This is a genomic window from Bradyrhizobium sp. P5_C12, from assembly GCF_054049735.1.
This window is the reverse complement of record NZ_JBFULU010000058.1, coordinates 1-24,475: the sequence shown is the minus strand read 5'-3', so window position 1 is coordinate 24,475 and position 24,475 is coordinate 1. Positions and strand designations below refer to the sequence as shown.

The 24,475-nt window shown below is 65.1% G+C and carries 24 protein-coding genes; 7 read left to right on the top strand and 17 right to left on the bottom strand.

The features are described 5' to 3' along the window. Positions 1-109: 109 nt before the first annotated feature. Together tcuC and ACXJMY_RS33005 are read right to left on the bottom strand one after the other, a co-directional pair. The gene (gene tcuC, locus ACXJMY_RS33010; protein ID WP_456623530.1) at positions 110-1,456 is read right to left on the bottom strand and encodes a tricarballylate/proton symporter TcuC; all 1,347 of its coding nucleotides are present in this window, start codon (positions 1,454-1,456) and stop codon (positions 110-112) included. Positions 1,457-1,599: 143 nt separating this feature from the next. Further along, the gene (locus ACXJMY_RS33005; protein WP_456623529.1) at positions 1,600-2,499 is read right to left on the bottom strand and encodes a transcriptional regulator GcvA; all 900 of its coding nucleotides are present in this window, start codon (positions 2,497-2,499) and stop codon (positions 1,600-1,602) included. A 110-nt stretch (positions 2,500-2,609) separates the two neighbouring features. Between ACXJMY_RS33005 and ACXJMY_RS33000 the strand changes: the two genes are divergently transcribed. Both ACXJMY_RS33000 and ACXJMY_RS32995 read left to right on the top strand, forming a co-directional pair. Beyond that, positions 2,610-2,813: a DUF1127 domain-containing protein gene (locus ACXJMY_RS33000; RefSeq protein WP_456623528.1), complete on the top strand. Its 204-nt coding sequence runs from the start codon at positions 2,610-2,612 to the stop codon at positions 2,811-2,813. A 69-nt stretch (positions 2,814-2,882) separates the two neighbouring features. Next, positions 2,883-3,506: an N-acetyltransferase family protein gene (locus ACXJMY_RS32995; protein WP_456623527.1), complete on the top strand. Its 624-nt coding sequence runs from the start codon at positions 2,883-2,885 to the stop codon at positions 3,504-3,506. A gap of 141 nt (positions 3,507-3,647) precedes the next feature. Here the strand turns inward: ACXJMY_RS32995 and ACXJMY_RS32990 are convergent, their stop codons facing one another. Beyond that, a complete protein-coding gene (locus ACXJMY_RS32990) occupies positions 3,648-3,818 on the bottom strand; it encodes an RNA polymerase sigma factor region1.1 domain-containing protein (protein ID WP_456623526.1) in 171 nt (56 codons plus the stop codon). A gap of 219 nt (positions 3,819-4,037) precedes the next feature. On the opposite strand from ACXJMY_RS32990, the gene ACXJMY_RS32985 reads away from it, so the two are divergent. After that, positions 4,038-4,643, top strand: coding sequence for a hypothetical protein (locus tag ACXJMY_RS32985; protein WP_456623525.1), 606 nt, complete (start codon positions 4,038-4,040; stop codon positions 4,641-4,643). A gap of 45 nt (positions 4,644-4,688) precedes the next feature. On the opposite strand, the gene ACXJMY_RS32980 is transcribed toward ACXJMY_RS32985, so the two are convergent. Both ACXJMY_RS32980 and ACXJMY_RS32975 read right to left on the bottom strand, forming a co-directional pair. Then, a complete protein-coding gene (locus tag ACXJMY_RS32980; protein ID WP_456623524.1) occupies positions 4,689-5,519 on the bottom strand; it encodes an enoyl-CoA hydratase in 831 nt (276 codons plus the stop codon). Positions 5,520-5,631: 112 nt separating this feature from the next. Beyond that, positions 5,632-6,333 carry an SDR family NAD(P)-dependent oxidoreductase gene (locus ACXJMY_RS32975; protein ID WP_456623523.1) on the bottom strand — a complete coding sequence of 234 codons (702 nt, stop codon included), beginning with the start codon at positions 6,331-6,333 and terminating at the stop codon, positions 5,632-5,634. 244 nt (positions 6,334-6,577) lie between these two features. On the opposite strand from ACXJMY_RS32975, the gene ACXJMY_RS32970 reads away from it, so the two are divergent. Further along, on the top strand, positions 6,578-8,362 hold the full coding sequence (locus tag ACXJMY_RS32970; protein ID WP_456623522.1) for an acyl-CoA dehydrogenase family protein: 1,785 nt from the start codon (positions 6,578-6,580) through the stop codon (positions 8,360-8,362). A gap of 45 nt (positions 8,363-8,407) precedes the next feature. Continuing rightward, positions 8,408-9,496 carry a Zn-dependent alcohol dehydrogenase gene (locus ACXJMY_RS32965; protein ID WP_135175574.1) on the top strand — a complete coding sequence of 363 codons (1,089 nt, stop codon included), beginning with the start codon at positions 8,408-8,410 and terminating at the stop codon, positions 9,494-9,496. A gap of 81 nt (positions 9,497-9,577) precedes the next feature. Here ACXJMY_RS32965 and ACXJMY_RS32960 read toward each other — a convergent pair whose 3' ends face one another. The 8 genes from ACXJMY_RS32960 to ACXJMY_RS32925 form a co-directional block, all read right to left on the bottom strand. Further along, positions 9,578-9,931 carry a nuclear transport factor 2 family protein gene (locus ACXJMY_RS32960; RefSeq protein ID WP_456623521.1) on the bottom strand — a complete coding sequence of 118 codons (354 nt, stop codon included), beginning with the start codon at positions 9,929-9,931 and terminating at the stop codon, positions 9,578-9,580. A 146-nt stretch (positions 9,932-10,077) separates the two neighbouring features. After that, a complete protein-coding gene (locus ACXJMY_RS32955) occupies positions 10,078-11,550 on the bottom strand; it encodes an amidase (protein ID WP_456623520.1) in 1,473 nt (490 codons plus the stop codon). Positions 11,551-11,854: 304 nt separating this feature from the next. Then, positions 11,855-12,826, bottom strand: a complete 972-nt coding sequence (mbfA, locus tag ACXJMY_RS32950; RefSeq protein ID WP_456623519.1) for an iron exporter MbfA — start codon at positions 12,824-12,826, stop codon at positions 11,855-11,857. A 66-nt stretch (positions 12,827-12,892) separates the two neighbouring features. Beyond that, positions 12,893-14,041 carry an alpha/beta hydrolase gene (locus tag ACXJMY_RS32945; RefSeq protein ID WP_456623518.1) on the bottom strand — a complete coding sequence of 383 codons (1,149 nt, stop codon included), beginning with the start codon at positions 14,039-14,041 and terminating at the stop codon, positions 12,893-12,895. 129 nt (positions 14,042-14,170) lie between these two features. Beyond that, a complete protein-coding gene (locus tag ACXJMY_RS32940) occupies positions 14,171-15,037 on the bottom strand; it encodes an MBL fold metallo-hydrolase (RefSeq protein WP_456623517.1) in 867 nt (288 codons plus the stop codon). Between the two features lie 16 nt (positions 15,038-15,053). Further along, a complete protein-coding gene (locus tag ACXJMY_RS32935; RefSeq protein WP_456623516.1) occupies positions 15,054-15,665 on the bottom strand; it encodes a glutathione S-transferase family protein in 612 nt (203 codons plus the stop codon). A gap of 114 nt (positions 15,666-15,779) precedes the next feature. Beyond that, the gene (locus ACXJMY_RS32930) at positions 15,780-16,622 is read right to left on the bottom strand and encodes a fumarylacetoacetate hydrolase family protein (RefSeq protein WP_456623515.1); all 843 of its coding nucleotides are present in this window, start codon (positions 16,620-16,622) and stop codon (positions 15,780-15,782) included. Between the two features lie 211 nt (positions 16,623-16,833). Further along, positions 16,834-17,685 (bottom strand): MBL fold metallo-hydrolase, encoded by an 852-nt coding sequence (locus ACXJMY_RS32925; RefSeq protein ID WP_456623514.1) that lies wholly within the window; start codon positions 17,683-17,685, stop codon positions 16,834-16,836. A 266-nt stretch (positions 17,686-17,951) separates the two neighbouring features. On the opposite strand from ACXJMY_RS32925, the gene ACXJMY_RS32920 reads away from it, so the two are divergent. After that, positions 17,952-18,428 (top strand): DUF3775 domain-containing protein, encoded by a 477-nt coding sequence (locus ACXJMY_RS32920; protein WP_456623513.1) that lies wholly within the window; start codon positions 17,952-17,954, stop codon positions 18,426-18,428. Positions 18,429-18,584: 156 nt separating this feature from the next. Here the strand turns inward: ACXJMY_RS32920 and ACXJMY_RS32915 are convergent, their stop codons facing one another. After that, positions 18,585-19,367, bottom strand: a complete 783-nt coding sequence (locus tag ACXJMY_RS32915) for an SDR family oxidoreductase (RefSeq protein WP_456623512.1) — start codon at positions 19,365-19,367, stop codon at positions 18,585-18,587. A 128-nt stretch (positions 19,368-19,495) separates the two neighbouring features. After that, positions 19,496-20,008 (bottom strand): CvpA family protein, encoded by a 513-nt coding sequence (locus ACXJMY_RS32910; RefSeq protein ID WP_456623511.1) that lies wholly within the window; start codon positions 20,006-20,008, stop codon positions 19,496-19,498. Positions 20,009-20,126: 118 nt separating this feature from the next. Here ACXJMY_RS32910 and ACXJMY_RS32905 point away from each other — a divergent pair, with 118 nt between their 5' ends. Continuing rightward, on the top strand, positions 20,127-20,888 hold the full coding sequence (locus tag ACXJMY_RS32905) for an SDR family oxidoreductase (RefSeq protein WP_456623510.1): 762 nt from the start codon (positions 20,127-20,129) through the stop codon (positions 20,886-20,888). A gap of 181 nt (positions 20,889-21,069) precedes the next feature. On the opposite strand, the gene ACXJMY_RS32900 is transcribed toward ACXJMY_RS32905, so the two are convergent. Beyond that, positions 21,070-22,668, bottom strand: a complete 1,599-nt coding sequence (locus ACXJMY_RS32900; protein WP_456623509.1) for a GMC family oxidoreductase — start codon at positions 22,666-22,668, stop codon at positions 21,070-21,072. 97 nt (positions 22,669-22,765) lie between these two features. After that, positions 22,766-24,199 (bottom strand): coniferyl aldehyde dehydrogenase, encoded by a 1,434-nt coding sequence (locus ACXJMY_RS32895; RefSeq protein WP_456623508.1) that lies wholly within the window; start codon positions 24,197-24,199, stop codon positions 22,766-22,768. Between the last annotated feature and the right edge of the window lie 276 nt (positions 24,200-24,475).

Below are 24,475 nucleotides of genomic sequence, written 5' to 3'. Positions count from 1 at the left end.
GCGAGATATGGGCCTGCGCACCGGTCCTTCTGAGGGACGATACCCGGGACTACGAGCGTCGATTTCAGGACGCCGAAAGAGCTGTCCCAAAATCGGCGGTGCCGGCCGTTTACGCCTGTTGTCCGGCGTGGCCGCCGACCGGCTCGGCCACCGCGTCGTATGTCGGCACCGCCTTGCCGCCGCCGCGATAGACGACGGAGGCCGCGATGATGCCGAGCAGCGCCGCGAACATCAGCCAGAAGCCGGGCGAGGCCTTGTCGCCGGTGTGCTCGATCAGCAGGGTCGAGGCGAACGGCGTGAAGGTGCCGAACAGCGCGGCCGCGAGCGCGAAGGCGAGCGAGAAGCAGGTGGTGCGCACATGCGCCGGCACGATCTCGACCAGCGCGCCCAGCATGGTGCCGCTGTAGACGCCGAAATAGAACGAGAACATCATCTCGACGGCGAGCAGCTTGCCGAAGGTCGGCGCCGCCACCAGCCAGTGCAGCGCCGGATAGGCGGTGACGAGCGCCAGGCCGGCGATGGTCAGCAACACCGGCTTGCGGCCGATGCGGTCGGACAGCGCGCCGCCGACCGGATTCCAGAAGAAATTGGTCACCGCCACCAGCAGGGTGACGAGCAGGGCGTCCTGCGTCGACAGCTTCAGCACGCTCTTGCCGAAGGTCGGCGTGTAGACGGTGACGAAATAGAACGTCGTCGTGGTCAGGACCGCGATCATCATGCCGAGGATGACGATGCGCCAGTTGGCGAGCGCGGAGGCGAACACCTCGTCCGCGGTCGGATGCTTCTTCATGGCGAGGAAGGCCGGCGTCTCCTCGAGCGTCCGCCGCAGGAAGAAGATCAGCGGGATGATCATGCAGCCGACAAAGAAGGGGATGCGCCAGCCCCAGGCGGCAACGGTGTCGGCCGGCATCACCTCGGACAGGATGTAGCCGAGGATCGAGGCCACGAAGATCGCGACCTGCTGGCTGGAGGACTGGAACGAGGTGTAGAAGCCGCGATTGCCGGGCGTGGAGATTTCCGCGAGGTAGACCGACACGCCGCCAAGCTCGACGCCGGCGGAGAAGCCCTGCAGCAGGCGGCCGAGCAGCACGATGACCGGCGCGGCGATGCCGATGGTCGCGTAGCTCGGGCAGAACGCGATCACCACGGTGCCGGCGGCCATGATGGCTAGCGTGACGATCAGGCCCTGGCGGCGGCCGATGCGGTCGATATAGGCGCCGAGCACGATCGCCCCGACCGGGCGCATCAACGCGCCGAGCCAGAACACGCCGAAGGTGTTGAGCAGCGACGCGGTCTCGTTGCTGGACGGGAAGAACGCCTTGCCGATGGCGGCGGCATAGAAGCCGAACAGGAAGAAGTCGAACTGCTCGAGGAAATTACCGCTGGTCGCGCGCAGGATCGCGCCGATGCGTGACTTGATCTCGGGCGGATTGGTTGTTGCTGTTGGTCCAGCCATTGGCGTTGCTCCCCTTCAAGACGTGGCCGGACCGGAACTCATATTCGCGGTGCGCGACAAATTGTGCCTGCGACAATCTGTCATACCCCTCTCGCGCGGGGACCCGGGAGTCAACCGATTTTGCGGGCGAAGCTGATGATTTTTCAGGCTTTATTCTGCGTTGCAGCGATCATCCAATCGCGGAACGCGGTGAGCTTCGGCGCCTCGCGGCGGCCCTCCGGCACGACCAGGTAGAAGCCGGCATCGGCCGGCAGCGCGATCTTGAAGGGGACCACGAGCCGGCCCTTGGCGATGTCGTCCTGGACGTAGGAGGTCCGGCCCATCGCCACGCCGATGCCGTCGATCGCGGCCTGGATGGTCATGAAGATCATGTCGAAGGTGATGCCGGGCTGCTTGGCGATATCGGCCGGCAGGCCCGCCGCCGTCAGCCACAGCCGCCAGTCGTCGCTGTTGGCGTTCGATGTGTGCAGCAGCGGATAGCCGCGGAGATCCTCCGGCTGGCGCAGCGGCCTGTCGCCGCGCAGCAGCGAGGGGCTGCACACCGGAAACAACTCGTCCGCCATCAGCCAGTCGGCGCGCAGGCCCGGCCACTGGCCGCGGCCGTAGCGGATCGCGGCATCGACGTTGTCGCGCTGGAAGTCGACCAGGCTGGTCGAGGTGGTGATGCGGACGTCGATGCCGGGGTGCTGCTCCTGGAAATCGGTCAGCCGCGGCAACAGCCATTTTGCCGCGAGCGAGGCCAGCGTCGAGACCGTCAGCACCTTGTCGTCGTCCTTGCGCAGCAGGCGGTCGGTCGCAAGCCTGAGGTCGTTGAACGCGGCGCGGACGCCCGGCAAATAGTCGCGCGCCTCCGGCGTCAGCGCCAGCGCGCGGTTCTGCCGGATGAACAGGCGGATGCCGAGCTCCTCCTCGAGCCTGCGGATCTGATGGCTGATCGCGGTCTGCGTCACGTTCAGCTCGGCCGCGGCCAGCGTAAAGCTGAGATGGCGCGCGGCCGCCTCGAACGCCCGCAACCCGTTCAGGGACGGCAATCTGGCAGTCATTTGGCAGCAATATGCATGAGCTTATTTCATGCGAAGGGGTACAAATTGTCGTTTGTCGAAGCGCGGGGCCAGGCAGATATTAGCATCCAACTTAGCTCCAGGAGCTTACAATGTCTGTTTTGACCCAGAATTCAATGACAAATCATCATGCGCCCGGCGTGCTCTCCCAGATCGGTGAGACCCTCCATGTCTGGCATGAGCGCTACCGGACCCGCCGCGAGCTCGCCAACTGGACCGCCCGCGATCTCCATGACGTCGGCCTGTCCTGGACCGACATTGCCTATGAGGCCGACAAACCCTTCTGGCGGGCCTGATTGGCCGCCAGGCCGGCGCCGCCTGATCACAGGGGCGCCGGCGGTCCCTTTTTCCTCGGGTCATGTGTCATGAGCACTCTCCGTCTGGAAGACCTGAAGCAATATTCGGACACGCTGCGCACCCGGCAGGGTGAGGCGCTCAACGTTCGCTTCGTCGAGCCGCGCGACACCGACGAGCTTCAGCACTATTTCCGTTCGCTCACGACCCGCTCCCGCTACAACCGCTTTTTCGGCGCCATCAGCGAGCTGCCGAAGGGCCTGCTGAGCGAATTCCTCGATGTCGGAGCGCGCGAGCGCTTTACCGTCGTCGCGACCAAGATGGTCGACGGCTTCGAGACCATCGTCGCCGAAGCGCGCTACGCTTTCCATGCCGAGACCTCGACGCTGGAGTTCGGCCTGTCGGTCGACGATCGCTGGCAGGGCCACGGCATCGCCACCGCCCTGATGAAGAATCTCGAATGCCGCGCCGCCGCGCTCGGTGCCGAGCACATGTTCGGCGACACGCTGCGCTCCAACGAGACCATGATCTCGCTCGCGCGCAAATCCGGCTTCGCCTTCGTCAACCATCCGGACGACTGGAAGCTGGTGCGCTTCGACAAGGAGATCAACGTCGCTCCAAAGGACATTCCCTGCGCGAGCTGGCGTCTCGTCGCCCTTTCCCGTCAGGCCGATAGCCCCTCAGCCGCGGCCTGACACCACTGCGAGCCCGGCCTGGTCATCCAGAGCCGGGCATTTTTTTCGTAGCCCGGATGGAGCGCAGCGCAATCCGGGATTCGGGCCGCAATCGCAGGCTTTCCCGGATTTCGCTGCGCTCCATCCGGGCTACGACAAGGCCTATTCTTCCTCGATCCGAATACCCCGCTCGCTTAAAGCCGCGAGCACGGCTTCGATGTCTTCCGGCTCCGTCTTGGTGGAGGGCATCAACTCGTTCAGTTGATGGAACGTGACGTAGCCCGTCTTCTCCGCGAGGAGAGCGGCCTGTCGCACCACCTCAGGCCAATCCATTCCGTCCTCCTGAAAATGGGGTCCTACTATATGGAATGATCTGATGGTCGGGACCGCGTAACCCGGATGGAGCGCAGCGCAATCCGGGATTCGTGCCACGTCGCCGGCTTCCTCGGATCAACTGATTGTCAAACGGACAGTCGCCCTCTAGCTTGACGGAGGGGGCCGCTCGGCGCGCCTATTTATCCTACCCGTGAGACTAAAGAAGCCGCTTGTCATATGCGCGTTGCCATTTTTGCTCTCTCGCTGCTTGGTGTTCTGGCGTGGCCGGAAAAAGTGGAAGCGCTGGATTGCGCACTTCCGCCGAACATTTGGTCCCGGCCGGCCGGCAGTGATGAGATCGCCCGGGAGCAGCAACTTCGCGATCAAGAGGATCGCCTTAGCATCTATCGGCTGGAGCAGGCGCCCATCATATTCCGCGGGCGCGTCGCTTCAGCGCGCTATCTTTCCGATATTCGCACGACGAATACCCCGAGCAGCCTGCTCGTCTTCGACCACGTTGAAATTCTGAAGGGAGGGTTATTTACGGCTTCCAGGGATCGAAGGGCCTTTGTGATCAGCGAACAGTGGTGCGATGCTAGTTGCATCGGCAAGCCATCACCGAAGACGACATGGCCTACGGGCAAGATGGTTGTCGTCGGGGCGCACCCGAACAATTTCGCTGATTCGTCGAAGGCCGTGGAGTTTCCCGACAAGCGTGTCGTTTATCGGGGACGAATCGACGCCACGTTGGGTATGTGTGACGGTGGCCCACTGAGCGATCGGGCGGTGGAGATATTGAATGATCCCACCGAAATGGCTCGCCTGAAGCGAGAGAGCCGCTGAAGGAGCGGCCGCCTCAGGGTGACGGACAAAGATTTTCGAGTGCGTCTACTTCCCCGTGAACACCGCTTTCCGCTTCTCGATGAACGCCTGCACGGCCTCCTTGTGATCGGCGGTCGTGGTCAGGCGGATCAGCCGCTCGGCCTCGTGGTCGCGCGCGGTTTCGAAGTCGAACTGGATGGCTTCGTCGAGATTGTCCTTCATGTAGCGCAGCGCCAGGCGCGGGCCTTCGGCGAGGGACTTTGCCAGCGCAAAGGCCTCGGCCTGCAATTTGTCGTTGGGCACGACGCGGTTGACCAGGCCGATCGCCTCGCAGCGCGCGGCATCGACGCGATCTCCGGTGAACATCAGCTCGCGCGCCCTTGCGGTGCCGACCAGCCGGGTCAACAGCCAGGCGATGCCGTAATCGCCGCTGAGCGCGATGCGAGCGTAGCCGGTGGCGACGAAGGCCGATTGTGCGGCGATGCGGATGTCGCAGGCCATGGCGATGGCGAGCCCAGCGCCGACCGCGGGGCCGGGCAGGGCGGCGATGGTCGGCTTGCGCACCGACACCAGCGCGCCGGTGAGCAGCCGCTGCCGTTCCTGGAGATCGGCGACCTTGTCGTCAAACGACATATCGAGCTTGGCTTTGTCGCGATGCGCGCCCATGCCCTTGACGTTGCCGCCGGCACAGAACGCTTCGCCCGCGCCGGTGAGCAGCAGCGCGCCGACATTCGGATCCTCGCCGCAGGTGCGGATCATCGTCCGCAGCGCCGGCGTCAAGGTGTCCGACAGCGAGTTGCGCGCCTCCGGCCGGTTCAGCGTGATCACCGCGACACGGTCGCGGATGACGCAGAGCAGCTCATTGGTGCCGGTGTCGATGGTGGTGTCCGTGGTCATGATTCCCGCCCTTGTAGGGTGGGCAAAGCGAAGCGTGCCCACCATTTGTTTTCTCGTCATTGATGGTGGGCACGGCGCCAACGCGCCTTTGCCCACCCTACGGCAGCTTGTCTCAAAACTTCTCCACCCAGGGCCGCAGCTCCAGCTCCCAGCTCCAGGCGCTGCGCGGTTGCTGCAACACGTTCCAATAACTCGCCGCGATCGCGTCGGGATCGAGCATGGAATCCGGCTTGTCGGCTGCTTCCGTGCGCGCCGCGCTGCGGATGCCGCCGTCGATCACGAAATGCGCGATGTGGATGCCCTGCGGCGAGAGTTCGCGCGCCAGGCTCTGCGCCAGGCCGCGCAGGGCGAACTTGCCCATCGCGAACGAAGCCGACTGCGCATAGCCCTTGACGCTGGCCGAGGCGCCGGTGAACAGGATCGCGCCGTGCTTGTCCGGCAGCATACGCTTTGCCGCCTGCTGCGCCACCAGGAAGCCGCCAAAGGCGCTGACCGCGATCGCCTGCGCGACGTCGGCCGGGACCAGGTCGACGAACGGCCCGCGCGTGCGGCCGCTGGCGTTGTAGACGACGAGGTCGGGCGTGCCGATCTCGCGCTCGACGAGGCCGAACAGGCGTTCGACCTCGTCAGGGTCGGTGGCGTTGCAGGCATAGGCCTTTGCGCCCGTCTCGCTGCAGAGCGCGCCGAGCTTCTCGATCTTGCGCGCGGCCAGCGCCACGCGAATGCCTTGGGCTGACAGCAGCCGCGCCAGCGAGGCACTCAGTCCCTCACCGGCTCCGACGATGAGCGCGATCTTGTATTTCGGGTGTTCCATGGCGTGATTCCCAGGAGATAAGGAGCCGCTGATCTATGCATGGGCCGCGCGAACGACCAGTCGGGTAGCGGCCCAGTTGATCACAATTCCGCAGAGCGAATTGCTCCCTCACGGCGATCATGCCGCCCTGACAATTTGCGGCTTTATCCATATCCTCGACTGGAGCATGATCGACATCATCCAAAGCGGCAAGCGCTAAAGCGGCGCAAAATGACCGCAGGGCGCGGAAACGAAGAGGACGATCATGCGACAGCCGGCCCCAGCGCAGCCAAAAAATGTCGCGGCCGAGCCATCCGGCCTGCTGGCGCCCGATACGTCAGGCATGAATTTCTACCGCGCCGATCCGGCGTTGACGGATCTGTTGCGCATTCATCTGCCGGACACGCTGTTCCGCCACATCGAGCCGCATCTCGACCGGCTTGGCGAGCTTGCGGGCGGCACGCTCGACGAATGCGCGCGGCTCGCCGACCGGCACACGCCGGTGCTGCACCAGCGCGACAAGTTCGGCCGCGACGTGCAGTGGATCGAATACCACCCGGCCTATCGCGAGCTGGAGAAGGCGGCGTTCGGCGAGTTCGGCATCCATGCGCTCTCGATCCGCAAGGGCATCATGGGCTGGCCGGACAAATATCCCGTCGTGGCCAAGCACGCCTTCACCTTCCTGTTCAACCAGACCGAATTCGGCATGGGCTGCCCGATCAACGTCACCGACGGCTGCGCCAAGTTGCTTTCGAGTTTCGGCAGCGAGGCGCTGAAGGCAAAATATCTCGATGGTCTCACCCAGACCGGCATGAGCAAGCTGACGCAAGGCGGCCAGTTCATGACCGAGAAGGAGGGCGGCTCCGACGTCGGCACGCTGACCACGCGCGCGGTGCAGGAGGGCGACCATTGGCGCCTCACTGGTGAAAAATGGTTCTGCTCGAATGCGGATGCGAAAGTCGTGATGCTGCTGGCGCGCCCCGAAGGCGCCGGCCCCGGCACGCGCGGCGTYGGCCTGTTCCTGATGCCGCGCTTCCTCGACGACGGCTCGCAGAACCACTACCGGATCGTGCGGCTGAAGGACAAGCTCGGCACCCGTTCGATGGCCTCGGGCGAGATCAAGCTCGAAGGCGCGATTGCGTACGCGGTCGGCAAGCTCGACCGCGGCTTTGTGCAGATGGCCGAGATGGTGAATTCGTCGCGGCTGTCCAACGGCGTCAAGTCCGCCGCGCTGATGCGCCGCGCCTATCACGACGCCATGACGGTCGCGAAGAACCGCGTGGTGTTCGGCAACCGCATCATCGACCTGCCGCTCGGCCGGCGGCAGATGCTGAAGATCATGCTGCCGGTCGAGCAGGCGCTGTCGATGAGCTTCCTCACCGCCGACGCGCTCGACCGCGCCGAGGCCGGCAGCCAGGATGCGGCGGCACTGCTGCGCATTCTGACCCCGACCCTGAAATTCCGGGCCACGCGCGATGCGCGAAAAGTCTGCGGCGATGCGCTCGAGATGCGCGGCGGCATCGGCTATATCGAGGAATTCGCCACCGCGCGGCTGCTGCGCGATGCGCATCTCGGCTCGGTCTGGGAAGGCACCGGCAACATCGTCGCGATCGATGCGCTGAGGCGCGCCGTCGGCCGCCATGGCGCCGAAGCCGCGCTCGCCGCCGATCTGCATGCCCGGCTCGATGACAGTGCCTCGGTCCCGCAGGCCTGGCGCGACCGCCTGCGCGGCCTCACCGATCGGGCGATCGGCTTCGCGCGCGAAGTCGCGGGCAAGGCCGACAACGAAGCCGATGCGCGCCGCGCCACGAGCCTGCTCTATCATGTCGCAAGCGCCGTCGCGCTCGCCTGGGAATCGCATCGCATCCACGCCATGCGCGGCGATGCGCGCCGGCTGCTGCTCTCGCGCCTCGTGATCGACCATCGCGTGTCGCCGAGCGATCCGTTCCGGCTGACGGAAAATGCCGTCCAAGCGAAGATCGCCGCGCTGCTGCTCGGCGATCGCGATGCAGCCATGAGCGAGGTTGGCGAACTGGTTCTGGCAGCGTAGGCTGCACGCCACGCTCAAACCAAAAAAAGCGATAGGGAGTGCTCGATGAAGGCCGCCGTCCTCTATGAAGTCAACAAACCGCTGGTCATCGAGGATGTCAGCCTGCCGAAGCCGGGCCCGCGCGAGGTTTTGATCCGCACATCGGTCGCCGGCCTCTGCCACTCCGACCTGCACTTCATGGAAGGCCTCTATCCGCATCCGCTGCCCGCGGTGCTCGGGCATGAATCCGCCGGCGTGGTCGAGCAGGTCGGCTCCGACGTCACCTACGTGAAGCCGGGCGACCACGTCGTCACCTGCCTGTCGGTGTTCTGCGGCACCTGCGACAACTGCACCACCGGCCGTACCGTGCTCTGCACCGATACCACGGTGAAGCTGCTGCCGGGCGTCTCCGACCGCATGCAATGGTCGCGCTCCGAGAAGCTGCACCAGTTTCTCAATCTTTCGTCGTTCGCCGAGCAGATGCTGGTGCACGAGAACGCCATCGTCAAAATCCGGAAGGAGATGCCGCTCGATCTCGCCGCGCTGATCGGCTGCGGCGTCATCACCGGCTATGGCGCGGTGGTGAACACGGCGAAGGTGACGGCCGGCGAGACCGTGGCCGTGATCGGCTGTGGCGGCGTCGGCATGGCCGCGATCAACGGCGCGCAGATCGCGGGCGCCGGCCGCATCATCGCCATCGACACCAATCCCGCAAAACTCCAGCTCGCGACCAAGCTGGGCGCGACCGACATCATCAACCCCGCCGACGGCGACGTGGTGAAGCAGGTCCGCGACCTCACCAATGGCGGCGTGCATCATTCCTTCGAGGTGCTCGGCCGCAAGGAGACCGCGGAACAGGCCTTCGGCATGCTCGCTTCCGGCGGCACCGCCACCATCGTCGGCATGATCCCGTTCGGCCAGAAGATCGAGCTGCACGGTTTCGACTTTTTGCGCGAGCGCCGGATCCAGGGTTCGTCGATGGGCTCCAACCATTTCCGCGTCGACATGCCGAGGCTGGTCGATTTCTACCTGCGCGGCCGGCTGCACCTGGAAGACTGGATCTCGGCGAAGCTGAAGCTGTCCGAGATCAACGAAGGCTTTGCCAACATGAAAGCCGGCAAGACGCTGCGCAGCGTGATCGTGTTCGATAGTTAGTCAGCTCGTCATGCGCGGGCTTGACCCGCGCATCCATCTTCTCGAGCGATGGATTGCCGGGTCAAGCCCGGCAATGACGACTTAGCGCGACACGTGCGCCGACACCGCGAGCCACTTGCCGTTCTTCTTCGCCCAGCAATCGGTATAACGGCCTGAGGCCTGCTGACCGTCTCCCGTGGTGTAGCTTGTCGCCGCGTGGATGATGGCGAAGTCGCCCATGAGGCGGATGATGACGTCGTGCTCCCGCAAGTTCCGGATCGCGATCGGCCGTGCCGTCTGCGCCAGGAAGGCAGCACGGTCGACCAACGTCTTGTCGGGATTGGAGCAATAGAACTCCGGCGCCAGGATCTCGTCGAAACGCCTGACGTCGCAGTTCTGCACGGAGGCGACATAGTCGCGGTTGAGTGCGGCGAGCTCTTCCATGTCCTGGCTCATGGCGTTTTTCTCCCTTGTTGCTCCTCATGGTGAGCAGGCGCGTCAGCGCCGTCTCGGACCATGAAGGCCCGGACTTGGCGTCCGGACTTGGCGCGCGGCCATCCTTCGAGACGACCGCTGCGCGGTCTGCCCAGGATGAGGTCTGACTAATCATCAAACAAAGGCGGCGGTGTGAAGCCGCCGAACTCGCGCTCGATCAGCTCGGCGAGCTTGAGCGGGGTGCGGTCCTCGAGGAACGGGCCGACGATCTGCACACCGACCGGCAGGCCTGCCCCGGATAGCCCGAGCGGAATGGCCGTGGAAGGCAGGCCGGGAAGCGTCGCAATGCCGGGCCAGGCGAGCTGGTCGGAATAGGGGTAGTCCTTGCCGTCGATGCTGATACGTCGCAGGCGCTGTTCCGGCGAATGATCATGCGGAAAGGCTGGCGTCGGCATGATCGGGCAGATCACCGCGTCGAAGTGCTTGAACAGCGCGCGCCATCGCGCCCGCAGGACGGCGCGGGCGCCGGCGTCGAGCACCCAGGCGCGGTGGCTTGCAGTAATGCCGCGCAGTCGCTCCGCGCCGAGGCTCCGGTCATCCGGCGACAGTTGGCTCGCTCGGGCTTGCGAATCCGCCAGCTCGTCGGGCAGGAAGAACGCGCCGAGGAAGCCCAGCAGCATGCGCATGTAAAGCCGCGACGTCTCCGCGAAGTCCGGAAGCAGCGCGCTCTCGCGCGCAACCGTCACGCCGGCCTTCGTGAGGTCGGTGGCGAGCTTGTCGATCGCGCCGCGCACGTCCCGGTCAGTCGGCAGCAGCGGATGGCTCTCGATCACCAGGACACGAAAATCGCGCAGCGACTGATGCCGCGCGACAGGCAAATCGAGTTTGTAGGCGACGCCGGCATCGAGCGGATCCGGTCCGGCCATGACGTCGAGCAGCAAGGAAAGATCCGCTGCCGTGCGCGCCATCGGACCGATGACGGCGAGGTCGCCTTCGCGCGGAATGGCCGGAAACGGCGGCGGGGTTTCGCCGCGCGCCGCGCAGAGATTGAGGGTCGGCTTGTGAGCGAAGATGCCACAGTGAAATGCCGGCACGCGCAGGGAGCCGCCGATGTCGGAGCCGGTGGCGAGCGCGCAATAGCCCGCGGCAAGGGCGGCCGACGATCCCCCGGATGATCCACCCGGTGTGCGGCCGAGATCATAGGGGTTGTTCGTGGTGCCGTAGATGTCGTTGTAGCTCTGCCAGTCGGCAAGACCCACCGGCACATTGGTCTTGCCGAGGATCACGCCGCCGGCCTGTTTGATGCGTGCGACCGCCAGCGCATCCTCCGCCGGCTTGAAATCCTTCTGCGGCACGAATCCCCAAGTCGTAGGCAGGCCGACGATGTTGAAAGATTCCTTGATCATCGAGGGCAAGCCGAGCAGCGGCCTGCTCTCGCCGCGAGCAAGTGCCGCGTCGGCAGCGCGCGCCGCATCGAGCGCGCGATCGAAATCCCGCACGCAGATCGCATTGACCTTGCCGTCGTGCCGTTCGATGCGGTCGATCGCGTCTTGCGCGAGCTCGACCGCGGAGACCTTCTTCGCGGTCAGTGCCGCCGACAGCTCGACCGCGCTCTTGAAACTCCATTCGGATTTGGCCACGGCGCTTCTCCCGCTCTGGTTGTTGGATGATGATGCGCAGTTTGGCCGAACGCTGCAACCGCCGTTTGATGGCGATTGCTATGTGGGTGGGTCCGAGCGAAAAGGAGGACAATGGGCGCGATAGGGGCGCCACGAATTCCACTGTCGTCCCGGCGAAGGCCGGGACCCATRCCGCGTGATCCATCGAGAGTGCGCGGTGCGAGTTGCTGTCGCACGAAGTAACTGAGGATCTTCGCCAAATTACTTCCCGTGGTTATGGGTCCCGGCCTTCGCCGGGACGACAGCAGAGGTATGGAGGGCGAGGCTACGCCGCCCCGATCAATATCCCCACCGCCAGCACGATGGCGCCGCCGAGCACGATCTGGAAAACCGCCTGGAGGAACGGCGTGTCCATGTAGCGCGAGCGGATGAAGGCGATCGCCCACAATTCGAAGAACACGACGACGCCGGCGATCGCGGTTGCGATCCAGAACGCGTTGGGCCAGCTGTCGGGCACCAGATAGGGCGCGGTGTGACCGAGCCCGCCGAGCGTTGTCATCAGGCCGCAGGTGAGACCACGCAGCCAGGGCGAACCGCGGCCGGTGAGCGAGCCGTCGTCGGACAGCGCTTCGGCGAATCCCATGCTGATGCCGGCGCCGATCGAGGCGGCGAGGCCGACCAGGAACGCTTGCCAGTTCTGATGCGTGGCGAAGGCGGCCGCGAACAGCGGCGCCAAAGTCGAGACCGATCCGTCCATCAGGCCGGCGAGGCCCGGCTGCACATATTGCAGCACGAACATGCGGCGGTTGGTGCGGTCTTCCTCGGCGCGCACGTCGGAGCTCAGGATCTGGTCCGTCAGCTTCGCGGCGGTCTCTTCGTGGCCTTTCTCGGCTTCGGCGAGATCGCCGAGCAAACGGCGCACCCCGACATCCTGCGCCTGTTCGGCGGCCTTCACGTAGAAGCGCTCGGCCTGCATTTCCATGGTCTCGACCTCCCTGCGGATGGTGTCGAGCGGCAGGTTCTTGGTGAGCCAGACCGGGCGGCGGCGCAGGAAGCCCTTGACGTCCTCGCGGCGGATTGGGGGCAGATGTGGACCGAAGCGCTGCTCGTACAATTCCAGCAGCATGTGGCGATGTCCGCGCTCTTCCTCGGCCATCTGCTCGAAGATCTTGGCTGAGTCGGGATAACGCTCCTTCAGGTCCTCGGCGAAGGACATGTAGATGCGGCTGTCCTCCTCCTCCGAGGAAATCGCGACCGCCAGCACCTCGCGCTCGGTCAGATCGGCAAAATTCTTCACGACGGCCCTTGTCTATAATTTAGAATGGTTCTAAATTATATAGAGCGCTGGGGTTCCCGGGTCAAATCAGCCGGTGCTGGCCTTGGCGAGGAAGTCGAGCAGCAACCGGCTGACCTCGGCCGGCTGTTCCTGCTGCACCCAATGGCCGGCGCCGTCGACGAGATGGCAGCCGATCATGTTGGTGCAGGCGCTGGCCTGCATGGCTTCGAGCACGCCGGGGCGCTGATAGATGCCCCAGTCCTGCCTGCCGGCGATGAAGCAGGAGGGCACGTCGATGGTCCGGCCGCTGAACAGCTGAAGCTCGGCGTTGAAATCGCCCGAGGTGCCGCAGCGATACCATTGCAGGCCGCCCTGGAATCCGGTGCGGCCATATTCGGCGCTGTAATAGGCGAGCTCGTCGTCGGGCAGCCATTGATTGGCGGCGATGGCGGCCGGCGACGGCATCTCCTTCGCCACCGTCTCCGCCATCGTCTCGCCAGCGTCCATCACATAGTAAGTCGGCAATTTTGCCAGCTCGCGCGCCGACCATGATTCAAGCGGAGTGGGCTTGTTGTCGGCCCAATCCGCGCTCTTGTGATGGTAGTAGGCGCGCAGGAAATCATGCACGCCCTGCGGCGCGCGCTGCATGTCGGCATTGGCCGGGCGCGTCGAGTAGTACCATTGGTAGTGCTTTCGCGGGCGCGGCAGGGCCGCGAGTCCGCGATGCACGGGATCGACGTCCTGCGGCTTCGCCGCCGCGTCCGCGGTGTCGAAGGGCAGGCGCGGCGCTCCGCCGAACGGCGCGCTCATCATCACCACCGAGCGGAACACATCCGGCCGCATCAGCGCGCACCAGGCTGCGACCGGGCTGCCGAAATCGTGTCCGACCACGTCGACCTGCCGGTAGCCGAACGCCGACACCAGCCCGAGCGCATCGCGGACCAGGTTGAAGAATCGGAACGGCGCGAGATCGCCATCGTAATCCGCGCTCCATCCCGTGGTCCGGCCGTAGCCGCGCTGGTCCGGTGCGATCACGTGATAGCCGGCGGCGGCCAGCACCGGCATTACCTTGCGCCAGGAGAAGGCGAGCTCCGGAAAGCCGTGCAGCAACAGGATGCAGGGCCGGCCCTTGGTCTCGAAGCCGGCCTCAAGCACATGCATGCGCAAGCCGTTGATGCCATCGACATAGCGCGAGCGAATTCCGGCGGGCAGGGGGATGTCGGGGAGCGTTGTCATCGTTTTCTCCACTCGGGTGGAATCGTAGGGTGGGCAAAGGCGCGCGCTTCGCGCGCCGTGCCCACCATTCTTTAACGCGTCTGGCATGGTGGGCACGCTTCGCTTTGCCCACCCTACGATTGCGGCGCGCTACACCGCCGCGCAGACGAACCCGCTGCCCTTGCGTTTGATCTTCCCCACCGACGGTGACGGGAAATGCGCCGTGCAGCACAGCGTGTCGGTGTCGCAATAGCGCTCGAGGAAGCTGCGGCGCGTGGAGGCCGCCTGCGCCGGGTCGGTGTCGAACTTCACCGACATCTCCGGATAGAGCGTCTGGATCGGCGAATGCATGAGATCGCCGGAGAACACGGCGTCATCCTTGCCGCGGCCGAAAGTGAAGGCGACGTGGCCGGGGGTGTGGCCCGGCGTCGGCAGGATGCGGACGTGATCGCCGATCTGGTGATCATTGCCGACGATCTCGTGACGCTTCGCTTCAACCACCGGCAAGACGCTGTCCACGAAGGGCGGCACCGCCGCCTTCGCGTTCTGAGCCGACCAATGGTCGAACTCCTGCTTGGCGAAGACGTAGCGCGCCTTGGGGAAGGTCGGCACCCAGCGGCCGTTCTCCAGCCGCGTATTCCAGCCGACGTGATCGACATGCAGATGCGTGCACATCACGAAGTCGATGTCGTCAACGGAGAAGCCGGCGCCGGCCAGCCCGCGCAGATAGGTGTCGTCGGTCTTCATGTTCCACTTCGGCCGCGGCCGCGGCTTGTCATTGCCGATGCAGCTGTCGACCAGGATGGTATGGTGCGGCGTCTTGATCACATAGGATTGGAAGCACAGGATCAGGACATCCTGCTCGTCCAGCGCCTTCGCCTGGCGCATCCAGGCGCGGTTCTCGGCCAGCACCTCCGGCGTCAGGCCGGGCAAGAGCTCCAGCGCCGGCAGGAAGGTTGTCTCCTGCTCGATGACGCGATGGATGGTGAGATCGCCGACCGAGAACTTCAGACTCATGACAACACTCCGCGCGTTACGCCGCCGGCGGCACCGAGATTTTCACCGAGGGCCGCTCCAGCATCTTCTGGTGGAAGGCGTCGAGCTTCGGATAGGCCTTGCGCCAGCCGCAATCGGCGAAGCGGAAGTCGGCATAGCCGAGCACGCAGACGAGGCCGATCTGCGAGATGTCGAACGGCCCGTCCAGCACATCCGGCATGTTCTCGAAGCGCGCCATGCCGGTCCAGGCCCGGTTCCAGTGGTCGTCCGACCACGCCTGCCATTGCAGGCCCTGCGGCCGCACCATCTTCTCGTAGCGGCACAGCAGCATGGAATCGAGCATGCCGTTGATCAGCGAGTGGTTGGTCTTGGCCTTCCAGCGCTGCGGACCGTAATCCGGGATCAGGCTGCCGCCTGCCAGTTCGTTGAGATATTCGACGATGACGTAGGAATCCAGGATCACGTCGCCGTCATTGGTGATCAGCACCGGCAGCTTCTTCAGCGGCGTGATGCGCGAATAGTCCTCATTGGCCGTGCCCGGCGCGACGGTTGCGGGCGTCAGCTCGATCTTGTCGATCAGCCCGAGCTCGATCGCGGCGATGCGCACCTTGCGGGCGAAGGGCGAGGCGGCGGAGAAGGAGAGTTTCATTGCTGGGTCCTTGCTGTCATTCCGGGGCGATGCGAAGCATCGAACCCGGAATCTCGAGATTCCGGGTCTGGCGCTCACGCGCCATCCCGGAATGACAAAGGGTGCGGTTGCGGCTTACGCCGCGATGATCTCCTGGCGCTGCTCGCCGAGGCCTTCGATGCCGAGGGTGACGACGTCGCCGACATTGAGGAAGGTCGGCGGCTTCATGCCGAGGCCGACGCCGGGCGGCGTGCCCGTGGTGATGATGTCGCCCGGCAGCAGCGTCATGAACTGCGAGACATAGGAGATGCACTTCGCCATCGAGAAGATCATGGTCTTGGTCGAGCCGGTCTGGCGGCGCTGGCCGTTGACGTCGAGCCACATCGACAGGTTCTGCACGTCCTTGATCTCGTCCTTGGTCGCGAGCCAGGGCCCGACCGGGCCAAAGGTGTCGTGCGACTTGCCCTTGGTCCACTGACCCAGGCGCTCGGTCTGGAAGTTGCGCTCGGAGACGTCGTTGCAGACGCAATAGCCGGCGACGTAGTTCAGGGCGTCAGCTTCCGAGATGTATTTGGCGCGGGTGCCGATGATCGCGGCGATCTCGACCTCCCAGTCGAGCTTGGTCGAGCCGCGCGGCTTCTCGACCGCGTCGTTCGGGCCGGACAGCGAGGTGTTCGCCTTCATGAAGATGATCGGCTCGGTCGGGATCGCGGCGCCCGTTTCCTTGGCGTGGTCGCTGTAGTTGAGGCCGATGGCGACGAATTTCGAGATGCCGGTGACGGGCGCGCCGAACCGCGGCTTGCCGGAGACGGCCGGCAGGGAGGCGGGGTCGAGGGCCGCCAGCTTCTTCAGCGAGTCAGGCGAATAGGCCTCGCCGGTCAGGTCCTTCACATGCGCCGACAGGTCGCGCAACTGGCCGGATTTGTCGATCAGGCCGGGCTTTTCCGCACCCTTTTCGCCGTAACGAACAAGCTTCATTCTCGTTTCTCCCTGGAGATGGACCGATCGGTTGAATAGCTTCATGGAACAGGGCGGCGGGAAATTCAACCGCTCAAACAGGGGCGCATTGCAGCCCTTCCTTCGTAGGGTGGGTTAGCCCTCGGATGCGCGACGCGCAGTCCAAAGGCGTAACCCACCTCTTTTGCTTCCGCGAGGCAGACGATGGTGGATTACGCTTCGCTCATTCACCCTACGATTGCAACGCCACAAACCTGAACGCATCCCCATCCCGCCTGATATGCCCGGCGGAAAAATGGCCGCCGATCACCAGTGTCGGCGTGTCGGCAAAGCGGGCGAACAATTCGCGCCGCGTCGCGGCCGATTGCGCCTGGTCGGAATCCACCGTCGAGGACCAGTCGAGATGCGCCATCTGGCAGGGGTGATGGGCAACGTCGCCGGTGAGCAGCGCCTGTTCGCCGTCCGACTGGATCAGGACGCTGATATGGCCAGGGCTGTGGCCCGGGGTCGGGATCAAGCTGATCTCCTCGCACAGCCGGTGGTCGCTGGGGATCAGGTCGGCGCGGCCGGCATCGACGACCGGCTTCACGGAATCGTCGAACACGGCCTGCTTGTCCGGCTCGGTCGAATGGTCGCGCCAGTGCTCGTATTCGGTCCTGCCGAACACATAGCGCGCGTTGGGGAAGGTCGGCACCCATTGGCCGTCGACGAGCCTGGTATTCCAGCCGACATGGTCGACATGGAGATGCGTGCACAGCACGGTGTCGACGCTGTCGGGGGCAAAACCCGCGGCCGTCATCATCTCAGGGAACGGCGTGGTGCGGTTATTCCAGATCGGGATGTTGCGGCCCTGCTTGTCGTTGCCCAGCCCGGTGTCGACCACGATGCGCCGGCCAGGGGGCTTCACCAGCAGCGAATGGATCGACATTTTCAGCCGGCCTTCCCTGGTCGCAAAATGCGGGATCAGCCAGGGCAGCTTCTGAATCGCGTCGTTGCTCGCCTGCGGCAGGATGAAGCGGGTCGAGCCGACCGTCTCCAATTCCACGACCCTGGTGATCTCGACCCTGCCGATCGTCCACCGCATGCGGCGTATCCCATGTTCTTGCTTTGCGCCTCGCGGTCATTCCGGGGCGATGCGCAAGCATCGAACCCGGAATCTCGAGATCGTTGTGTGAGATTCCGGGTTCGCGACTACGTCGCGCCCCGGAATGACGAGAGAGGACGCTTTGGCGCCGAAACATGCGGGTTTCCGCCATCCAGCGCAATGGATCATCTGGCGCGATGCGGCGTTATCGCGGGAACCCAAAACACTCCGAGAGACACTCTAAAAGACACGCCGAAAGGGAAGCCATGCCAGAGCTCGCAATTTCCGCCGAGAAGGTGGCCTTCATCATCGAGAAGGCGCGCGAATTCGACGTCAAGGAGGCGGATGTCGATCCGGACTCCGGCTCGAACCCGACCGATGACGATGCGGTCGATGTGTTGGAGGATGATGGCTCCGACCCGGTCGCCAACGAGCTGGGAAGCTTCATCATCGCCCTGAACGAGGACGAGCAGCTCGACCTCGTCGCGCTGACCTGGCTCGGACGCGGCGACGGCACGATCGATGATTGGGACGATTTGCGCGCCCGCGCCGTGGAGGCGCGGGCCGAGTATCGCAGCGCCCGCCGGGAAACGGTGCACTATCTGCTCGGAGAGCCGATGCTGGGCGATCTGCTGGCAGACGGGCTCGCGGCGTTCGGCATCGACTGGACCGACGAGCGGCTCACCGCCGATTCCTCCGATCCCAGCGAGCGGGATGAGGATGAGCCGACGAAGCAGCGGTGAGGGGCTTACCTCGCCCCGCTTGCGGGGAGAGGTCGCGAAGCGCCGGGTGAGGGGGAGTCTCCGCGAGTCCGATTGCCACTGTCTTTGCCGAAACGGCCCCTCACCCCGACCCTGTCCCCGTAAGAACGGGGCGAGGGAGTGCATCTGCGATCGTGGCTACAGCGTGCCCGGGAAGGCGCCGCCGTCGAGCAGGATGTTCTGTCCCGTGATGAAGCCGGCCTTGGCGCCGCACAGGAAAGCGCAGGCATAGCCGAACTCGTCGGGCTGGCCGAAGCGGCCGGCGGGGTTGAGCTTGGCGCGCTCGGCCAGGATCTGCTCGGGCGTTGTGCCGCGCTTGTCGGCCTCGGCCTTGGCGGTGCCGGTCAGACGGTCGGTCTCGAACGGGCCCGGCAGCAGGCCGTTGATGGTGACGTTGTTGATCACGGTCTTGCGCGACAGGCCGGCGATGAAGCCGGTGAGGCCGGCGCGCGCGCCGTTGGAGAGGCCGAGGATGTCGATCGGCGCCTTCACCGCGGCCGAGGTGATGTTGACGATGCGGCCGAACTTGCGCGCCATCATGCCGTCGACGGTCGCCTTGATCAGCTCGATCGGGGTCAGCATGTTGGCGTCGATCGCCTTGATCCAGTCGTCGCGGGTCCAGTTGCGGAAATCGCCGGGCGGCGGGCCGCCGGCATTGTTGATCAGGATGTCCGGCTCGGGGCAGGCCTTCAGCACGGCCTCGCGGCCCGCCGGCGTCGTGATGTCACCGACGATCTCGGTCACCGTCACGCCCGGATAGGCCTTCCGGATCTCGTCGGCCGTCTTCTTCAGGGCCTCGGCGCCGCGCGCGGTCAAGGTGACATGAACGCCTGCATCTGCAAGCGAGATGGCGCAGGCGCGGCCGAGGCCCTTGCTGGATGCGCAGACGATGGCGCGGCGACCTTTGATCCCAAGATCCACTGTTTCACTCCCGTAATGTCAGGCAGGTTTTAAGACGGCGCCACTCTAGCCAATCGTGGTGGCGCTGATAAGGGACGGGCTCGCATCAAAATGCATGCGCGCTTGCGCTGCGATGCAAATGCGCCTGATCAGATGCGCCGCTCCTGCTTGATGCGGTCGATCGCGGACGCGGCCTCCGGCGGCAGCGACTTGAAGCCCATCTGGCCGACCGCCGAGAACAGCGGCCGCAGATGTGAGCCGGCAAGGAAAGGCGGCTGGCGGTTCGTCGGCACGATCTGGTCGAACACCAGCACCAGCGTGGTGGCGACGAGGCCGACCCTGATGGCGCCGAGCGCGGCGCCGCCGAGGCGGTCACCGATGCCGGCCTCGCCGATGGTGTCGTTCAGCGCGACGCGGCCGATATGTCCGAACAACATGCCGACGACCACGAAGATGCCGAAGAACCAGATCCAGTTCTGCAGCAGCGGCGCGTTCGGATTGGCTGCGAGCTGCGGCGCAATCAGCGGCATCAGCGCGATCGCGATCGGCGCGGCGATGAGATAGGCGAGGATGGTCATGGCGCTGCGGAGCAGGCCGGTCCGGAAACCGAACCCGACCGCGACCGCGAGCGCCGCATAGACCGCGAGATCGAAACTGTTCATTGCGAGAGCCCTGCCATGGAACGAATGAACGCCCGACCGATCATTCCGGTTTCAGACCGCTAAAATCGTCTGTATTGATGGGCTCCAAAAGCGCGGGAACACGTCCAGGGAAAGCGTCATGTCAGACCTATTCGACGTCAGTAAAGAAACCATCCTCGTCACCGGCGCGAGCCAGGGGCTGGGGCGGCAATTTGCCCGGGTTTTGGCGGCGCATGGCGCAGCGGTCGCGCTCGCGGCACGGCAAACGGACAAATTGAAGAATCTGGAACTGGAAATCCGCGGCAGGGGCGGGCGCGCCGCCGCGGTCGCGCTCGACGTCACCGACACCGCCTCGATCGCCAAGGCCGTCGACGCCGCGGAAGCCGCGCTCGGTCCGATCACGGTGCTGATCAACAATGCCGGCATCGCCGTCGAAAAGCTCGCGACCGAGCAGACCGAGGCGGACTGGGACGCGGTGATCGGCGCCAATCTCAAGGGCGCCTATTTCCTGGCGACCGAGATCGCCCGCCGCATGATCGCGCGCAAGCAGGACGGCAACATCGTCAACATCGCTTCCGTGCTCGGCACCGGCGTGTTGAAGGCGGTGTCGCCTTACGCGATCTCCAAGGCCGGCATCATCCAGGCGACCAAGGCGATGGCGCTGGAACTCGCGGGGCAGAACATCCGCATCAACGCGCTGGCGCCCGGCTATATCGACACCGAGATGAACCACGCGTTCTGGTCGACGCCAGCAGGCGAGCGATTGGCAAAACGCATCCCCCAGCGCCGCGTCGGCGCCGAGTCCGATCTCGACGGCGCCATCCTGCTGCTGGCCTCAAAGGCGTCGCGGTACATGACGGGGAGCGTGGTGACGGTGGATGGCGGGTTCTTGTTGAACTAACCACCGCCGTCGTAGTCGGAAAGCGAACTTTCCCCCCAACGTCGTCCCGGCGAAGGCCGGGACCCATAACCACAGGATCGCGTTTGGCGAAGACTCGTGGTTGCCAGCCTCGTACCACAACTTCTCCCTGTGGTTATGGGTCCCGGCCTTCGCCGGGACGACCCCGTTGAGGGACCGGCGCCTAACTCGCCCGCATCTCCGCACCTATCATATCCGCCGCCTTCTCCCCGATCATGATGGTCGGCGCATTGGTGTTGCCGCCGATCAGCGTCGGCATGATCGAGGCGTCGACGACGCGCAGGCGGTCCATGCCGTGCACCTTCAACGCCGGATCGACCACGGCCATCGCGTCCGTGCCCATCTTGCAGGTGCCGACGGGGTGATAGACGGTGTCGACGCGATCACGCAGGATGGCGCGGATGTCGTCGTCCGTTCTCACATCGGACGTGAACATGTCCTTCTTCTGCAACGCCCGCAGCGCCGGCGTCTCCATCAGCCGTCGCGTGGTCTTGAAACCCGCGACCATCGTCTCGAGATCCTCCGCCTCGCCCAAGAAGTTCGGATCGATCATGGGGGCAGCGAGCGGATCGGCGCTCTTCAGCCAGACGCTGCCGCGGCTCTTCGGTCGCAACAGGCAGACATGGCATGAGAAGCCCGCTTCCTTATGCTTCTTGCGGCCGTGGTCGTCGAGCATCGCGATGACGAAGTGGAGCTGGATGTCGGGCACGTCGAGGTGGGCCTGCGTCTTCAGGAAGCCGCCACACTCGGCGAAATTGGTGGTCATCAGGCCGCGCCGCTCGCGGCGGTAGCGCTGGATGGCGCGCAGCAGGGATGGCAGCCGGCCGAGCGATGAATGAACGAAGTGCGGATAGTCGGAAGCGTAGACGAACACGAAGTCCGGATGGTCCTGCAGATTGCGCCCGACGCCGGGCAAATGATGCACGACGCCGATGCCGTGCGCGGCAAGCGCATCGCCGTCGCCGACGCCCGACAGCATCAGCAACTGCGGTGACTGGAAGGCGCCGGAGGCGAGGATCACCTCGCGGCGGGCGCGCAGCTGCTTCTTCTGCTTGCCCTGCACATATTCGATGCCGACCGCGCGCTTGCCCTCGAACAAAATGCGCGTGGCATGCGCGCCCGTCTCGACGCGCAGGTTCGCCCGCTTGCCCATGTGGGGATCCACATAGGCGCGCGCCGCGCTCCAGCGCTCGCCATTGTGCTGCGTCACCTGGTAGCTGCCGAGCCCTTCATGGTCCTCTTCATTGAAGTCCTCGCGAATGCGGAACTGCGCCTCGCGCGCGGCCTGGTGGAAGACGTCATGGATCGGATTGTCCGAGCGCAGTCTGTTGACATGCAGCGGGCCGCCCTTGCCATGATACGCGCCGTCGAAATCGGTGTTGTTCTCCGAGCGCTTGAAGTAGGGCAGCACGTCGGTGTACGACCAGCCGGCATTGCCGAGCGAGGCCCAGTGGTCGTAGTCGGCGCGATGGCCGCGGATATAGACCATGGCGTTGATCGCCGAGGAGCCGCCGAGGCCCTTGCCGCGCGGCTGATAGCCGATACGGCCGTTCAATCCCTTCTGCGGCACGGTATCGAAAGCCCAGTTGGCCGCGCTGTAAGGCAAAGCGAGTCCGAATGGCGTGGTGATCCGCCAATTGTCGTTCCGTCCACCCGCATCGAGCAGCGCCACCGATGTCGCCGCATCCTCCGACAGCCGGCCCGCGACGGTGCAGCCGCCAGAGCCCGCGCCCACGACGACGAAGTCGAATGTGTCCGTCAATGTTGTTTTCCCCCGTTATTGTCATTCCGGGGCGCGCGCAGCGCGAACCCGGAATCTCGAGGCTCCCGGTTCGCTTCGCGCCCCGGAACGACCACCCCTACGACATGAACCGCATCAGCTTCTCGAGCCGCGCGATCTTGCCGCCATAGGGCGGATAGAGGTCGGCGAGGCGGTTGAATTTCGAGCGGTAGAACACCGGCTTCAGCTTGCTGAACGTGCGAAAGCCCCATTCGCCGTGATAGGCGCCGGTGCCGGATGCGCCGACGCCGCCCATCGGCTGGTTGATTTGCGTGAAGTGGAACAGGCAGTCGTTGACGGTGACGCCGCCGGAGACGGTGCGCGACAGCACCTCGTCGCGCGCGGTTCGGTCCTTGCCGAACCAGTACAGCGCCAGCGGCCGGTCGCGGGCGTTGACGAAGGCGATCGCGTCAGCCGGATCGCGATAGCCCAGCACCGGCAGCACGGGGCCGAAGATCTCCTCCTGCATCACCGCCATGGCTTCGGTCGCGCCGACGATCAGCGTCGGCGGGAATTTGCGGTGCGCCTTCCAGTTCGGGTCGTCGGGCCTTGCCGGTTGCAGGATCTTTGCGCCGCGCTCTGCGGCGTCCGCGACGAGACCTTCGAGCCGCGCGTAGTGCCGGTCGGAGATCACCGAGGTGTAGTCCTTGTTGGCGGGATCGGTGCCGAACATGCGCCGCATCTGCGCGCGCACCTTCTCGGCGAAGGCCTGCAACGAGCGCTCCGGCACCAGCACATAATCCGGCGCGATGCAGGTCTGCCCGGCATTGAGCAGCTTGCCGTAGGCGATGCGCTCGGCCGCCTCTTCGAGATCGGCGGAGGCGTCGATGATCGCCGGCGACTTGCCGCCGAGCTCGAGCGTCACCGGCGTCAAATTGCGCCCCGCCGCCTCCGCGACCAGCCGGCCGACCCGGGTCGAGCCGGTGAACACCAGATGATCGAACGGCAGGCTCGCGAAAGCCTTTGCGATCTCGTCCTCGACGCCGGTGACCAGCAGTTCGCTGGCATCGAACCTCTCGGCGATGGCCTGCTTCAGCAACGCCGAGAAGTGCGGCACGAGTTCGCTCGGCTTGATGATGATGCGGTTGCCGGCGGCGATGGCGCCGATCGCGGGCGCGAGCGTGAGCTGGAGCGGATAATTCCAGGGCGCGATGATGCCGACGACGCCGAGCGGCTGCGGCATCAGCCGGTTGCGCGCGGGCAGGAATTGCAGCGCGGTCGCCACCCGCTGCGGCGCCATCCAGCTCTTCAGATGTTTGCTGGCGTGCCGGATCTCGGAGAACAGCAGCATGGTCTCGGCGATGGTGGTCTCGACCGCCGAGCGGTGGCCGAAATCGGCCGAGATCGCCTGCCGGAAGCGCTCCTCATTGTCGGCGACGATGGCGCGCAGGCGCGCCAGCCGGTCGAGCCGCTCGGCGAGAGTCGGCGCCGGCTCGGCCCGCGACCGCGCGACCATGGCACGAAAGGAATCCTCCAGGGCCAGCTGCGCGGCGCTCGCCGGGGATCGATCCAAGGGGCGGTCCAAGGCGCGGTCCAGGAATCGGTCCGAGAAGCGGTCCAGGCCGTTCTCCCCTGACATGGCATTTCCCTTCGCTTTGTTGCCGCAAGCTGGCCCTTTGCGGAACTTCTGGCAAGAGCGCGCCAAACCGGCCGGAATTCGGTCCATCGCCCTGTCATAAAGTCGAAAAAAACGTCCCCGCAGCCCTTTCCAAAGGCAGCCCGGGTTGGTACATACTCGAAAAAAACGTCCCCGCAGCCCTTTCCAAAGGCAGCCCGGGTTGGTACATAC